General features: G+C 39.3%; 13 protein-coding genes. 5 read left to right on the top strand and 8 right to left on the bottom strand.

What is annotated here, in order from left to right:
• Positions 1 to 3 precede the first annotated feature (3 nt).
• Positions 4 to 1,089, bottom strand: a complete 1,086-nt coding sequence (meaB, locus tag ACY2RU_RS00765; RefSeq protein WP_490136493.1) for a methylmalonyl Co-A mutase-associated GTPase MeaB — start codon at positions 1,087 to 1,089, stop codon at positions 4 to 6.
• Between the two features lie 94 nt (positions 1,090 to 1,183).
• Here meaB and ACY2RU_RS00760 point away from each other — a divergent pair, with 94 nt between their 5' ends.
• The 4 genes from ACY2RU_RS00760 (at position 1,184) to ACY2RU_RS00745 (ending at position 4,346) form a co-directional block, all read left to right on the top strand.
• Positions 1,184 to 1,612, top strand: coding sequence for an organic hydroperoxide resistance protein (locus ACY2RU_RS00760; protein WP_490136492.1), 429 nt, complete (start codon positions 1,184 to 1,186; stop codon positions 1,610 to 1,612).
• Positions 1,613 to 1,773: 161 nt separating this feature from the next.
• Positions 1,774 to 2,322, top strand: coding sequence for an RNA polymerase sigma factor (locus ACY2RU_RS00755; RefSeq protein WP_490136491.1), 549 nt, complete (start codon positions 1,774 to 1,776; stop codon positions 2,320 to 2,322).
• The gene (locus ACY2RU_RS00750; RefSeq protein ID WP_490136490.1) at positions 2,306 to 2,935 is read left to right on the top strand and encodes a hypothetical protein; all 630 of its coding nucleotides are present in this window, start codon (positions 2,306 to 2,308) and stop codon (positions 2,933 to 2,935) included. The genes ACY2RU_RS00755 and ACY2RU_RS00750 overlap by 17 nt, the downstream gene beginning before the upstream one ends.
• Positions 2,907 to 4,346: a hypothetical protein gene (locus tag ACY2RU_RS00745; RefSeq protein ID WP_490136489.1), complete on the top strand. Its 1,440-nt coding sequence runs from the start codon at positions 2,907 to 2,909 to the stop codon at positions 4,344 to 4,346. Before ACY2RU_RS00750 ends, ACY2RU_RS00745 begins: the two co-directional genes overlap by 29 nt.
• 225 nt (positions 4,347 to 4,571) lie before the next feature.
• Here ACY2RU_RS00745 and ACY2RU_RS00740 read toward each other — a convergent pair whose 3' ends face one another.
• The 7 genes from ACY2RU_RS00740 to ACY2RU_RS00710 all read right to left on the bottom strand — a co-directional run bounded on the left by ACY2RU_RS00740 (position 4,572) and on the right by ACY2RU_RS00710 (position 13,468).
• The gene (locus ACY2RU_RS00740; protein ID WP_490136488.1) at positions 4,572 to 5,057 is read right to left on the bottom strand and encodes a DUF4199 domain-containing protein; all 486 of its coding nucleotides are present in this window, start codon (positions 5,055 to 5,057) and stop codon (positions 4,572 to 4,574) included.
• Positions 5,058 to 5,157: 100 nt separating this feature from the next.
• Positions 5,158 to 8,514 carry a preprotein translocase subunit SecA gene (secA, locus tag ACY2RU_RS00735; RefSeq protein WP_490136487.1) on the bottom strand — a complete coding sequence of 1,119 codons (3,357 nt, stop codon included), beginning with the start codon at positions 8,512 to 8,514 and terminating at the stop codon, positions 5,158 to 5,160.
• Between the two features lie 193 nt (positions 8,515 to 8,707).
• Positions 8,708 to 8,929, bottom strand: coding sequence for a DUF2795 domain-containing protein (locus tag ACY2RU_RS00730; protein ID WP_008272287.1), 222 nt, complete (start codon positions 8,927 to 8,929; stop codon positions 8,708 to 8,710).
• 136 nt (positions 8,930 to 9,065) lie between these two features.
• The gene (locus tag ACY2RU_RS00725; RefSeq protein ID WP_490136486.1) at positions 9,066 to 9,638 is read right to left on the bottom strand and encodes a cob(I)yrinic acid a,c-diamide adenosyltransferase; all 573 of its coding nucleotides are present in this window, start codon (positions 9,636 to 9,638) and stop codon (positions 9,066 to 9,068) included.
• A 307-nt stretch (positions 9,639 to 9,945) separates the two neighbouring features.
• Positions 9,946 to 10,644, bottom strand: a complete 699-nt coding sequence (locus tag ACY2RU_RS00720; protein WP_490136485.1) for an ABC transporter ATP-binding protein — start codon at positions 10,642 to 10,644, stop codon at positions 9,946 to 9,948.
• Positions 10,645 to 10,708: 64 nt separating this feature from the next.
• Positions 10,709 to 11,299 (bottom strand): O-methyltransferase, encoded by a 591-nt coding sequence (locus ACY2RU_RS00715; protein WP_490136484.1) that lies wholly within the window; start codon positions 11,297 to 11,299, stop codon positions 10,709 to 10,711.
• A 291-nt stretch (positions 11,300 to 11,590) separates the two neighbouring features.
• Complete coding sequence (locus ACY2RU_RS00710; RefSeq protein WP_490136483.1) at positions 11,591 to 13,468, bottom strand: ABC-F family ATP-binding cassette domain-containing protein; 1,878 nt, start codon at positions 13,466 to 13,468, stop codon at positions 11,591 to 11,593.
• A gap of 108 nt (positions 13,469 to 13,576) precedes the next feature.
• Between ACY2RU_RS00710 and ACY2RU_RS00705 the strand changes: the two genes are divergently transcribed.
• On the top strand, positions 13,577 to 14,371 hold the full coding sequence (locus ACY2RU_RS00705; protein WP_490136482.1) for a polysaccharide biosynthesis/export family protein: 795 nt from the start codon (positions 13,577 to 13,579) through the stop codon (positions 14,369 to 14,371).

Below are 14,371 nucleotides of genomic sequence, written 5' to 3'. Positions count from 1 at the left end.
CTCCTAATCTTTAGCCGATCTAAGTACTTTTTCGGCTGCCTCAAAAGGAGTTGTCTTGTTTTCGGCAAGTAAAGCGAGTTGTTTTTCCAGTTCCTTTTTTACTTCGGAATTCGAATAGAAATTATCTTTTAAGCGATTTTCGATGGTTTGTTTTAGCCAAAATGTACTTTGTTCTTTTCTTTTTTTCTGAAAATAGCCATTTTCTGAAGTATCCTTAATATAGCTATTGATCATTTCCAGCACTGCCTCAATACCTTCGTTGTTTAAAGCACTTGCGGTCATTGTTTTTGGAGACCACCCGCTCTCTTTTATCGGATAGAGATGTAAAGCTCGGTTAAAAGCTGTTTTGGCTAGTTTGGCTGCTTTTACATTTTCACCATCAGCCTTGTTGATCACTATGGCATCGGCCATTTCAATGATCCCTCTTTTCATGCCCTGCAGTTCATCCCCAGCTCCGGCTAGTTTAAGCAATAAAAAGAAATCGGTCATTGAGTGCACGGCGGTTTCACTTTGTCCCACGCCTACCGTTTCAATAATTATTTGATCATATCCTGCAGCTTCACATAAAATTATAGCTTCGCGGGTTTTACGAGCCACGCCTCCTAATGAATCGCCGCTTGGGGAAGGTCTTATAAATGCGTTTGGTTCGGTAACGAGTGCTTCCATGCGTGTTTTGTCTCCTAGAATACTTCCGTGGCTAATAGAACTACTAGGGTCTACGGCTAAGACAGCAACTTTATGGCCTTTGGCGGTTAATAAGAGTCCTAGTTGCTCAATAAAGGTACTTTTGCCAACTCCGGGGACTCCGGTGATTCCTATGCGTGTAGAGTGGTTTGCCTTAGGAAGACAGGCCGATATAAGCTCTTTCGCCTGTTCCTGATGTTTGGGAGCTGTACTCTCTATCAAAGTAATTCCGCGACTTAAAGCAGCTTTATCACTGGCGAGTATACCTTTTATCAGTGTTGCTGTTGAAGGAGCCTTCTTTCTGCTTTTCTTTAGTTTTTGAGCAACTTTATCACTCAACCTTGGTGGTTGTTGAATACCCGCTTTTTCGGAGAGTGCGTTTGTATTTTTAGACGAATCTGTCATGATGTGAATTTATGACAATTTTATGAATATCAATTTTAATAGCATGAATAGTCATAGTATCTTGAATTTATATTAATTACTTAAAATTATACGTATGAAAACGCTATATGAAGCAACAACGACAACCAAAGGAGGTCGAAAAGGGCATGTTACTTCCGAAGACGAAAAAATTGATTTTAATCTTTCAGTACCTAAATCAATGGGTGGTGACGGAGGCGAAGGGGTAAATCCTGAGCAGTTTTTCGGAGCGGCCTACTCGGCATGTTTCGGGGGAGCCATTCAGGCAGTTGCCGCTGCAAAGAAAGTAGAAATTGATGATGAGAATATTAGTGTTACTGCAACCATAGGCTTCTGTAAGGATGAAGATGGTTTCTTTTTGGAAGCGACGCTCGATTGTTATATTCCAGGTGTTGATCTAGAAACTGGTGAAGATCTTGTTAATGCCGCGCATGAGATTTGTCCGTTTTCAAAGGCAACTCGCGATAATATTACAGTAACCCTAAATTTGTTGTTAAACGAATAGGGTTTTGATGGATATTTCCAAAAATAGCACTGTTTAAAAGCGCCCATACACCAATTGATCAATATCATTTTGTGTGTGGGTTTTTTTTCTGAAAATAATTTGAAACATCAAGGTCTATTCGTCGTCTTTTTTACGAACAGCAACCAAAAACACCATCACGTTTGACTGATTCTTTACTTGTTGAATTATGCAAAAAGCATGACCCCAAAGCACAAATGGAGCTATACCGGCGCTATTGTGACGGAATGTTCATTGTGGCAAATCGGTATGTAAAGGATACTGCGGAAGCAGAAGACGCAATGCAGGAAGCTTTTATAAAAGCGTTTAAAAAGCTGCATCAGTTTCAGGGGGAAGTTACATTTGGCGCTTGGTTAAAGCGCATTGTGATCAATACCTGTCTCGATATAATTAAAGCGCGTAAGGCAACTTTTTATAGCATTAATGAAGACATATTGCATATTGCAGATGATGAACCAGAATCATGGAATGTTCCAGATGCGGCAAGTATGGCAGAAGTTAAACGAGCAATTGAAGAGTTGTCTGAAAATTACAGAACCGTAGTGCAATTGTTTCTTATGGAAGGTTATGATCATCAAGAGATCTCCCAGATTTTGGGTATTACTGAAAGTGCTTCTAGAACCAATTTACACCGCGGAAAATTACAATTACAAAAATCCCTAAAACACTTGCAATATGGCACAGGATATTAGAAAATTGCTGCAACAAGATTCGCACGATGGTCCAAAACTTTCGAAAGATCATGAAGCGCGTTTTGCTACCAAGTTAGAAGCTGCGTTTACAGAACAAGCTTCCACGGATGGTATTAGGATACTTTCAGAAAAGAAAGGTTTTAGCCGTTCTTGGATGAAGGTGGCCGCAATAGCCGTATCCCTTATTGCGGTTAGTATTTTTGGGTATTACTCCCTTTCTGAAAAGAACTTACTTGGAGGTGAAGAGTTTGTAGAGACTTCCGAAGAAAATAATACTTTGGAGAGTCCACAGCTAACGCTAGGGTCGCTGTCACCCGATTTAAAGAAAGTGGAAGATTATTATGTGACCGGTATTAATGTACAGTTGGCGTCGCTTCAAATAAATGATGATAACCGCGATGTTATTGAAGGATATATGGAGCAGTTAGAATCATTGTCAATTGATTATACGCTTTTAAATACCGAATTGAACGAAGTGGGACCAACCGAATCAACCATCACTGCTTTGATAGATAATTTACAATTACGTTTGGAATTGCTGTTCAAACTGAAAAATAAATTAAAAGAACTAAAAAATCAAAACAATGAAACATACAATAGCATACAAATTTAGCATCCTTGTGATCCTATTTTTGGGTGTGTCGTTCTCTATAACGGCGCAAACGAAGAAGATAGAATCTTTTGATGTGGTGGGTGACGATATATTGATCTCGGTCAATACAAGTCATACCAATGTAACCTTTGAAACCTGGAACAAAGACAAAGTTGAGGTTGAAGCTTATGTAGAAGGAGAGAACTTGACGGAAGCCGAGAAAAAACAGATCTTAGAATCATGGAATCTAGAGGTACTTGGCAATAGCTCACGTATCGTAGTGTCTTCATATCCAGGATTAAATCTGGGTGGAATGGAAGCGCTTAGCGGTTTAAGCGAGCTTGGAAGATTAGAATTTTTAGGTCCAATGATGGAAAATATGCCGGTTATGACCACATTTGAAATGCCGGTCATGCCAGATGATCTGTTGAAAAATATGGGAACCTTGAAGTTTGATTATGATGCCTATAACAAAGATGAGGAGGCTTATATGAAGAAATGGGAATCAGATATCAAAGAAAAATTTGGGAAAGATTTTCAAGTCAAAATGGAGAAGTGGGGAGAAGAATTTGCCAAAGAATGGGATGAAAAGAATGGCGAACGATTGAGTGCCGAATGGGAAGCCAAAATGGAAGCCTGGGGAGAGAAGTTTGGGAAAGAAATGGAAGCCTGGGGGGAGAATTTCGGGAAGGATATGGAAAAATGGGCAAAACAGTTTGAAGATGAAAATGGAGATCCTAACAGTGTTTATACAAAAAAAGTGATCACTGATCCCAATGGTAATAAAACCATACTCCTTAAGAGCGGTAAAACAGGCAAGTTAAAGGATGTAAAAGCAACTAAGCATTTGATCATTCGTATGCCAAAAAACTCAAAAACAGAGATCAATATTCGTCATGGAGAGATCAAAATGGCAGATGCGATCAATGTAAAAGCAACGCTAAATTATTCGGCGTTTACTGCAAACAGTATTGATGGGGGGGGGACCCTCATCAATGCTGCTTATGCGCCTGTTATTGTAAATGAATGGAAGCGCGGAACACTCTATGTAAAGTTTGTTGAAAATTGTACTATTTCTACAGTTGATCGTATCAATCTACGTTCTAATTCGAGTGATGTCTTAATAGGTACGATCACTGGTGATGCGACGCTAGTGGGGTCATTAGGCAACTTTAAGATCGATGCTGTTTCTAAAGGCTTCAATACTATTAACATCACATTAAAAAATAACGATGCCGTTTTTGCTATCCCCAGTAATAACTTCAATTTTACTTTAGACGGAAAACGTTCTACACTAAAATATCCAAAATCACTCAACCTAACGTCTTCTAAGCGCGGTGAGCGTGTCCTTATTCAAGGTTATTTAAACAAACCAAACCCCAACAAAACATTTACCATAGATGCATTGTATAGCAATGTAACTCTTCACTAGGTTAACGGTTCTCGTTACCAAAATAGTCAATCAGATATAATTCCAAAAAGAATATCGCGGCAAAGGCTGCGGTGGCCAACATTAAGAAATCCATTTTCCGAAGTTAAAGTTTCTAATATAGCTATTTATGATTTTGCCTTTTTAGCATTGTTTCTATTTCAGCTGTCTATGATGCGTTGGTTTCTTCCGAAGAAAAGTAACATAAATAAACTTAAAAAGAAATGTTTATGGCTTTCGTAAGCGTTTTACAAATAGGGCAGCAATAGCCGAAATAACAACGCCACCAACAAGTGCTCCAATAGCGGCTTGCATAATATAGTTACTAATGTTAAAATATTCATTGGCCTTTTTGATGGTCATTACTTCATTGGTCACCGAATAATTCTTCACATTCACAAAATATTCAGGTGTGATATAATTGTGAGTAAGGTATTGCCCGAGTGGTGAAAGTAACGCAACAAAAACACTCATAACAACGCCTGTGGTGAAAGCTTGTTTCCATGTGATATGTCGGTCATAATATCTACGACGTTTTTCGCGCATTGCCAATAAGTACATTAAGAAGGCAAAAGGAAGAAATAGCAGGGTTAGCCAAAAGTGATCGGCAATTTTTTCGTCATGCCAGCCCAGTGTTTTTTCGAGTAGCATCCAAGCGAGTGCCATTACTGAAAAAACGACGGCCCATTTTATTTCGATCTGTACTTTTTTCATGTTTTTATCAAGTAGTTTGATATACTTACTTTCCGAAGATAATAAAAAAAAACCTTGAAAAAATCTGTTCCAAGGTTTCTTAATTTATAATTAGCTAGTCTTAGTCAACCAAAACCCATTCGCCTTTATTGATAAGCGGAATGGCTTGTTTATATTTAACTTCTTTGCTTTCGCCACTCATCACATGCTTGATGGTCACTTTGTCATTACGCCCAATTTTAGGTTGTTCCCGGGTAATGGTCTCAGTAACTTGTTGACGTTGCGGTTGTGTCTGTCCTGCAGCACGAGATTCGGCAGCACGCTCATCCATATTTGGAATTTCATCTTTCTGCTCATTCAATTTTTCTCTTGAACGAACTTCGCGAGCTTCTTGAATTTGCTGCTGATTTTCCTGCGGAAGTTCCCCTTTATACAAGAACGACAATACATCTTTATTCACTTTTTCTATCATTCCTTTAAATAACTCAAAGGCTTCAAATTTGTAAATAAGTAATGGATCTTTTTGTTCGTGAACAGCAAGCTGAACTGATTGTTTTAACTCATCCATTTTACGTAAATGAGTTTTCCACGCATCATCAATGATAGCAAGAGTGATATTCTTTTCGAAATCAGTAACCAACTGTTTACCTTGCGTTTCATACGCTTTTTCTAAGTCGGTTGCAACATTAAGCGTTTTGATACCATCTGTAAATGGTACTAAAATACGTTTATACTTTTCGCGTTGTGTTTCGTATACGTTTTTAATAACTGGAAAAGCGGTTTCAGCGCTACGAGCCATTTTATCTTGATAATGCTTGTAAGCCGCTTTATAAACAATACCAGCGATCTTTTGAACATCCATCTTTTCAAATTCTTCGGGAGTAATCGGACTGCTCATTGAGAAGTATCTGATCAATTCGAATTCGAAATTCTTGTAATCTTGTGCCATCTTATTGCTCTCCGTAATGATTTCCGAAGTATCATAGATCATATTGGCAATATCTACACGAAGACGCTCTCCAAACAATGCATGGTAACGACGTTTGTAAACAACTTCACGTTGCGCATTCATCACATCATCATATTCGAGTAAACGCTTTCTAATTCCGAAGTTATTCTCCTCTACCTTTTTCTGCGCTCGCTCTATCGATTTTGAGATCATAGAATGCTGAATCACTTCGCCTTCCTTAAGACCCATACGGTCCATCATTTTTGCAATACGCTCACTTCCGAAGAGACGCATCAAATTGTCCTCCAAAGACACATAAAACTGTGAACTTCCCGGATCTCCCTGACGTCCACTACGACCACGTAACTGTCTGTCTACACGTCGAGAATCGTGACGTTCTGTACCAATAATGGCCAAACCGCCGGCTTTTTTAACTTCTTCACTTAATTTAATATCGGTTCCACGCCCAGCCATGTTGGTTGCAATAGTAACAACACCCGCGTGACCCGCTTCCTCAACAATATCTGCTTCTTTTTTGTGCAGTTTCGCGTTTAGTACATTATGCGGAACATTGCGCACACTTAACAAACGACTTAACAATTCTGAGATCTCAACCGATGTTGTTCCAATAAGAACAGGTCTTCCAGCTCGTGAGAGATCGGTTACTTCTTCAATAACCGCATTGTATTTTTCACGTTTTGTTTTATAGATCTTATCCTCTTTATCTTCTCGTGCGATTGGTCGGTTGGTTGGAATTTCAACTACATCCAATTTATAGATCTCCCAAAGTTCACCAGCTTCAGTAACTGCAGTACCTGTCATTCCAGAAAGCTTATTATACATTCTGAAATAGTTTTGAAGCGTAACCGTTGCAAAAGTTTGCGTCATCGCTTCAATTTTGACATTTTCTTTTGCCTCAATTGCCTGATGGAGTCCGTCGCTATAACGACGCCCATCCATGATACGACCAGTTTGTTCATCAACGATCATCACCTTGTTGTCCATCACCACATACTGGGTGTCTTTTTCAAACAATGTATACGCTTTAAGTAGTTGGTTTAGCGTGTGTATACGTTCACTTTTTACACCAAAGTCACGAAATAGCTCTTCTTTTAAAACAGCTTCTTCTTCGGAAGAAAGGCCTTTAGCTTCAATTTTTGCGATTTCAGTTCCCATTTCTGGCATGACAAAGAAATCTGGATTATCAGCTCCCGAAAGATATTCAACCCCTTGATCGGTCAAGTCGATCTGATTGTTCTTTTCTTCAATAACAAACCACAAATCAGCATCTACCTTTGGCATCTCCCGATTGTTGTCTGCCATATAGGTATTCTCCGTTTTTTGAAGAATATGACGAATTCCATCTTCTGAAAGATATTTGATCAAGGCTTTATTCTTCGGAAGACCACGATAAACGCGAAGTAATAAGAAACCACCTTCTTTAGTATCGCCAGCGGCAATTAATTTTTTGGCTTCGGCTAAAACACCTGTTAAGTGCTTTCGCTGAATAGCTACCAGATCAGCAATTTTAGGTTTTAATTCATTAAACTCATGTCTATCTCCTTGTGGAACTGCACCAGAAATGATCAAAGGCGTTCTCGCATCATCGATCAATACAGAATCTACCTCATCGACGATCGCGTAGTGGTGTGGGCGTTGTACAAGATCACCGGGTGCATGCGCCATATTATCACGCAGGTAATCGAAACCAAATTCATTATTCGTTCCATAAGTAATATCGGCATTGTATGCTTTTCTTCGTGCCTCAGAGTTTGGAGTATGGTAATCAATACAGTCTACGGTCATTCCGTGGAACTCAAAGATAGGAGCCATCCACGCGCTATCACGTTTGGCTAAGTAATCGTTTACGGTTACAAGGTGTACCCCATTTCCAGCAAGTGCGTTGAGGTATACAGGAAGCGTAGCCACCAATGTTTTACCTTCCCCAGTTTGCATTTCTGCTACTTTTCCTTGATGTAATGCAACACCACCAACAAGCTGTACATCGTAATGAACCATATCCCAGGTTACTTGCTTTCCAGCCGCGTCCCATGAATTTTGCCAGATCGCTTTGTCGCCTTCTAGGGTTACATAATCCTTTTCTCCTGAAATTTCACGATCAAAAGCGTTGGCAGTAACGGTAAGGGTTGTATTGTTTTTAAAACGTTTTGCAGTTTCTTTTACTACTGCAAAAGCTTCGGGAAGGATTGCGTCGAGAGTTGCTTTTTCAACTTCGTAACGATCGTTTTTAAGTGCATCGATCTTGTTATAGATATCTTCTTTTTTGTCAATATCTTCTTCTACATCGGCTTCCTTTTGAAGCTGGTCGATCTGTGATTGGATCTCAGACTGATCGTCTTTTATCTTTTTCCTGAAGTAATCCGACTTCGCTCGTAGCTCATCAAGAGATAGCTTTTCGAGTGCTGCTTCGTGTTCTTTAACTTGGTTAACATATGGTTGAATGTCACCAATGTCCTTTTTGGATTTATCTCCTACAAAAACTTTTAATACGTTGTCTAAAAATCCCATGATATTATGCTGTATTTAATGCTAAATCGCTATTGGCTGGGTGCCTTTTTAGCGGTATACAAAAAAAACGTAAAAAAACAAGATAGCAAAGGCTTCTGGCGTTTTAATGCGTGTTCTTTGAGCAAAAAAAAAGTCCCTATTGAAAGAGACTTTTTTTATTAGTATTTATGTTAGCGCGTTATTAAGGCGCATGTTAGTATTCATCTTCATTCCACAGATAATCTTCGTCCGTGGGATAATCAGGCCAAATTTCTTCAATAGAGTCGTAGGAATCTCCTTCGTCCTCAATGGCTTGTAAATTTTCGACTACTTCAAGCGGTGCGCCTGTTCTAATAGCGTAGTCGATCAATTCATCTTTAGTTGCCGGCCAGGGTGCATCACTTAAGTAAGATGCGAGTTCTAATGTCCAGTACATAGAAAGGGTGTTTAATTTTGTGCAAAAATAATTTTTTAGTTGAAAAAGTCAAGGAAAATAACCATTATTTATGCTATATTTTTAAGAACGTTTGCAACTGTCTTAAAATCAGTGTGTTGCACAGGCTAAAAAGTAACTAAAGTTTTTCGGGAATCCACTTAATTTCTTCCGCTTGCAGGTCATAAGACAACTTCCGTGCCAGCACAAAAAGATAGTCAGAAAGTCGGTTGAGATACATTAAAACACGTTCGTCAATAGGTTCTTCTTCGTGTAATAATGTAGCCATTCGTTCGGCTCTACGACACACACAGCGTGCTATGTGACAATATGACACAGTAGTATGACCGCCAGGTAGGACAAAGTGCGTCATAGGAGGTAAGGTAGCGTCCATTACGTCCATTTCGGTTTCGAGCAGCTCAATTTCGGCAGCGTCAATCTTTGGGATGTTAAGACGTTCTTTTCCATTTTTAAGGGTTTCCTTTTCAGGAGGTGTTGCTAAAATTGCGCCAACGGTAAAGAGTTTGTCCTGAATATGAACCAAAATTTCTTTTGATCGAGGATCTATTTCTTGATCGCGAATAAGCCCGATGTGTGAGTTGAGTTCATCAACTGTTCCATAGCTTTCAATTCTAATATGGTGTTTAGGGACTCGTGTTCCGCCAAAAAGGGCCGTGGTGCCTTTATCTCCTGTTTTTGTGTAAACTTTCATTCTTTTTTCTGTTTCTTTTTTCGCTCCTCATAGTTTTGCTTAAAACTACGACGTCTACGCTCGCTCTGCTTGTTGTTGTTATGTCTGCTCCACATATAAATGAGACCAAATAATACGGCCACAATCACGATAACAACAATGGGATTTGAAAAACTTATTTCCATAGCGTGAAGATACAGCGCGTTGGATGAATTTGCAAGAGTAAAGTTGGGTTGGTTACTTGGTCATTTCGTTGCGTAAATTTTCACTAAAGATCAAAGAGAAAAAGTGCAATTTATAAAATAGCACGAACCGTTTATAATTTTAATCAGCTATGAGCAACAGTTTTACGTACATCGCTCTCCACAATGCCATCACGTAAACGAATGATACGGTGAGCGTGTTCTGCGATTTCTTCTTCGTGGGTTACCAAAATAACGGTGTTTCCCGCGGCATGAATATCATTAAAGAGTTTCATGATCTCATCGGAAGTTTTTGAATCGAGATTTCCTGTAGGCTCATCGGCAAGAATGATCGATGGCTTGTTTACCAAGGCTCTACCAACAGCAACACGTTGGCGTTGTCCTCCAGAAAGTTGATTGGGCTTGTGATCCATCCTATCTGCTAGACCAACATCGGTTAGTACTTCTTCAGCTCTTTTTATACGCGCACTTTTAGGAACGCCAGCATAGACCATTGGCAAAGCGACATTCTCTAAAGCCGTGGTTCTAGGTAACAAATTAAACGTTTGAAATACAAAGCCAATTTCAGTGTTTCGTATTTCGGCTAATTCATCTTGCGACATATTACTTACATCCTTTCCGTTTAGCTCATAAGACCCCGAAGTAGCTGTGTCTAAACATCCTAAAAGGTTCATAAGGGTAGATTTACCCGAGCCAGAAGGCCCCATAAGCGCCACATATTCACCACGCTCAATATCGAGATCGATTCCTTTTAAAACCTTAACAATTTCTTGTCCTAAGGGGAAATCTCTGGTGATGTTTCTGATTTTAATAACTAAACTCATGCTGAAAGGTTTATTGTTTGCAAGATACCAATTACTACCATAAGACGCAGTGACCTTTGGTATGTTACATTCTGATACTAAAATGTTCTTTACGCTGTTCTTTTCTGAAAAAAACAAGTCCCCAATAAAAAAGATCAATACTTACAGTGACTTCGGGACGAGTACATATTTCCTGCCAGGCTTCGGTCATTTCTGAGCTCCAATAAATATCATCAAAGATAAGTAGGGTATTGTTATTTGCTCGTTTCTGAAGGATCTCAAAATAATCTAAGGTATTTTGTTTGTTGTGGTTTCCGTCAATAAAGACGAGATCGTACGTTTTGGTTTCGTCGGAAAAGAATTGTTCAAAGGAACTGTTGTAAAGTTGTATGTTTTTTAAACCGAATTTTTTAAAAAGCCCCTTGGCTACTTCCGAAGTATTTGGGCAACCCTCAACCGTATCGATGATCGCTGAAGAATTTGCCAAGGAAAGTGCTGCGGTGGCGCGACCCAAAGAGGTGCCCAGTTCCAGCACCGAATTGGGTTGAAAGTAGTGTGCTAATCGAAATAGTAAGCGTTGTCGCCTGGGTGTGATCCCTGCATGTTTTCCGATAGCCGAGATGCTTCTTTCATCCGACTTAAATACCCGCGAGCCCGACCCGAAGTCGGTTATCACAATTTTTCTCTTATCTAAAGCGATCTCGGTGTTATAAGATTTCAGAAGAGAATAGGCTTTATATGATGCTTTGTCATAAATACATTGGGTAACCAGCTCATAAACAAAAGGGGAGTGGACGCCGTGTGCGTTGGTGGCGCGCGTGATGAATTTTAAATAGGATGTGATTGAATGCTTCAGTGAATCAATGATTTAATGAATTAATGCTTTGATGAATTAATGATTTGATGCGTTCAAAGCTTAAAGCTAAAAGTTTTAACTGTAATATGAATGTCAAAAACCTACAAATCACTACTCACTGTCACCTTCTAGCTTTTCAGATAATTCAAACCATCGCATTTCTTTCTTGGCGATATCATCGATGATCTTTTGTAAGATAGCCGATTGTTTATTTATTTCTTCGCCTTCCCAGTTTTCGGTGGCAAACTTAGCTTGAAGTGCCTCACGATCTCGCTCCAATTGAGCAATATCTCGTTCTAGACGGCTGTGTTCTTTTTGTTCGTTATAGCTTAAAGCGGCTTTTGAAGTGTCCTTTTTCCAATCGTTTTTTGCCTTGGCAGGTGCTGCTTCGAGTTCCTTTTTTGATGGCTGACTGTCTTCATAGATTCTGAAATCGGAGTAATTTCCTGGGAAATCCTGAATCTCGCCATCGCCACGAAACACAAATAGGTGATCTACGATCTTATCCATAAAATAACGGTCGTGAGAAACTACGACGAGACAACCAGGAAAATCGAGTAAAAAGCTCTCCAAAACGTTGAGCGTAACAATGTCGAGATCGTTTGTTGGCTCATCGAGGATCAAAAAGTTTGGGTTTTGAATGAGTACGGTACAGAGATATAGGCGTTTTCGTTCGCCACCACTGAGTTTGTCTACAAAATCGTATTGTTTTTTGCCTTCAAAGAGAAAGCGCTCCAGCAACTGACTAGCGGAGATCTGTCTTCCTTTTTTAAGCGGAATATAATCGCCATATTCACGAATCACATCGATCACTTTTTGTCCTTCCTTGATGGTGATACCCTTTTGTGTATAATAACCAAATTTAACGGTATCGCCAATGACCACCTTACCAGAGTCTGGTTTTAGTGAGCCTGTAATAATGTTTAGAAAAGTAGATTTGCCTGTTCCGTTTTTACCAATGATTCCAAGGCGTTCGCCACGTAAAAAGTTGTATTCAAATTTTTCGAAGAGATTTTTGTCGCCAAAGGATTTCGATATTTTGTGAATTTCTACCACTTTAGTTCCTAAGCGTTCCATGTTGAGTTCGAGCTCCACCTCATTGTCGTTTCGACGTTTATGAGCATTTGCTTTAATTTCAGCAAAATCATCAATTCGCGATTTACTTTTGGTGGTTCTTGCTTTGGGTTGACGGCGCATCCACTCGAGCTCTTTTTTATAGAGTTGTTTGGCTTTACCTGTCTCGGTAGTTTGATTCTCTATACGAGCATCACGTTTATCGAGGTAGTAGCTATAATTTCCTTTGTAGCTGTATAGTTGTCCTTCGTCTAATTCAACAATTTCGTTACATACACGCTCTAAAAAATAGCGGTCGTGCGTAACCATAAATAGCGTAAAATTCTCTTTGGCAAAAAGTTGCTCTAACCATTCGATCATTTCAAGATCTAAGTGGTTGGTAGGCTCATCCATGATCAAAAGATCTGGCGTGGTAAGAAGAGCGTTGGCGAGCGCAAGTCGCTTTTTTTGTCCGCCACTCAGGTTACCTACTTTTTGTGAAAGGTCATCGAGTTTAAGTTTAGAAAGGATCTGTTTATAGCGGGTTTCAAAATCCCAAGCGTGATGAGCTTCCATTGCCTCGAATGCTTTTTGGTAGGCTTCTGAATCATCTGGATGCAGCAAGGCTTTTTCGTAAGCTGCAATAATAGTTAGAATGGGGTTTTCTGCAGTGAAGATCGTTTCTTCAACCGTAAGCTTTGGATCTAAGTTAGGTTCTTGTGATAGGAAAGCAACTTTCAGATTTTTTCGGAATACGACCGTGCCTTCATCTGGAGTGTCATCTCCTGATAAAATGTTAAGTAAGGAGGTTTTTCCAGTACCGTTTTTTGCTACAAAACCAATTTTTTGTCCGGAGTTAATTCCGAAGGAAATCCCTTGAAACAAAACTCGTTCACCATATGATTTTCCAATATTTTCAACAGACAGATAGTTCACACTTCAATTTTTTGCAAAATAAGTGGTTTTTGGTCAGTTAAAATAAATTTAGTTTCATTATTACGTTGGTTACGCTATATTTGCTTCAATAAGAACCCAATCTTAGTTATGAAATCGACGTACCTGTTACTATACTTGGTTATTGCAGTATGTTTCTCCTCTTGTATATCTACTAAAAAATTAACATACCTTCAGGAAGACGGGGTTGTCTATGATACCCTTGTGAGCGTTCGAAAAATGCAGGAACCTTACAGGCTTCAGGTAAATGACCTTTTAAGTATTCGAATAAAAACCTTAGATCAAGAAACAGTAGGAATTTTTAATCCTGTGAGTGATGTAGGGCTAAATGCTACTGGAGAACAGAAGCTTTATTACGATGGATTTGTGGTTGATATGCACGGAAATGTGCGGGTGCCTAGTCTGGGGGAGATTCCGGTATTGGGTAAAACCGTAGAAGAGATCCGTGATGATATTGAAGTGCGCTTATTAAAGGATTTTTATAAAGAAGAAGCCAACGTTTTTGTTACAGTTAAATTAGCGGGGATTCGTTATACTATTAACGGTGAGATAGGGAGTCCGGGATCTAATATTATTTATAGAGATGAACTCTCCATTATGGAAGCCATAGCAAACAGTGGTGATATCACCATAACAGGAGACCGCACCAATATCATTATTATTAGGCAATATCCATTAGGTCAAAAGGTGCATCATATCAATCTTACAACGATCGATGCTGTAAATTCGCCCTATTATTATGTTCAGCCAAACGATCTTATTCTTATTAATCCACTTCCGCAGAAATCGTTGGGAACTGGAACTACAGGACTTCAGTCTTTTACAACAATTCTTTCCGTCATTACGGCGTTGACATCAACCATATTGTTATTTATAAGGTTATAA

Source organism: Ulvibacter sp. 2305UL32-6 (assembly GCF_058148545.1).
The sequence above is the reverse complement of the archived record's forward strand: the minus strand, read 5'-3'. Positions and strand labels throughout refer to the sequence as shown.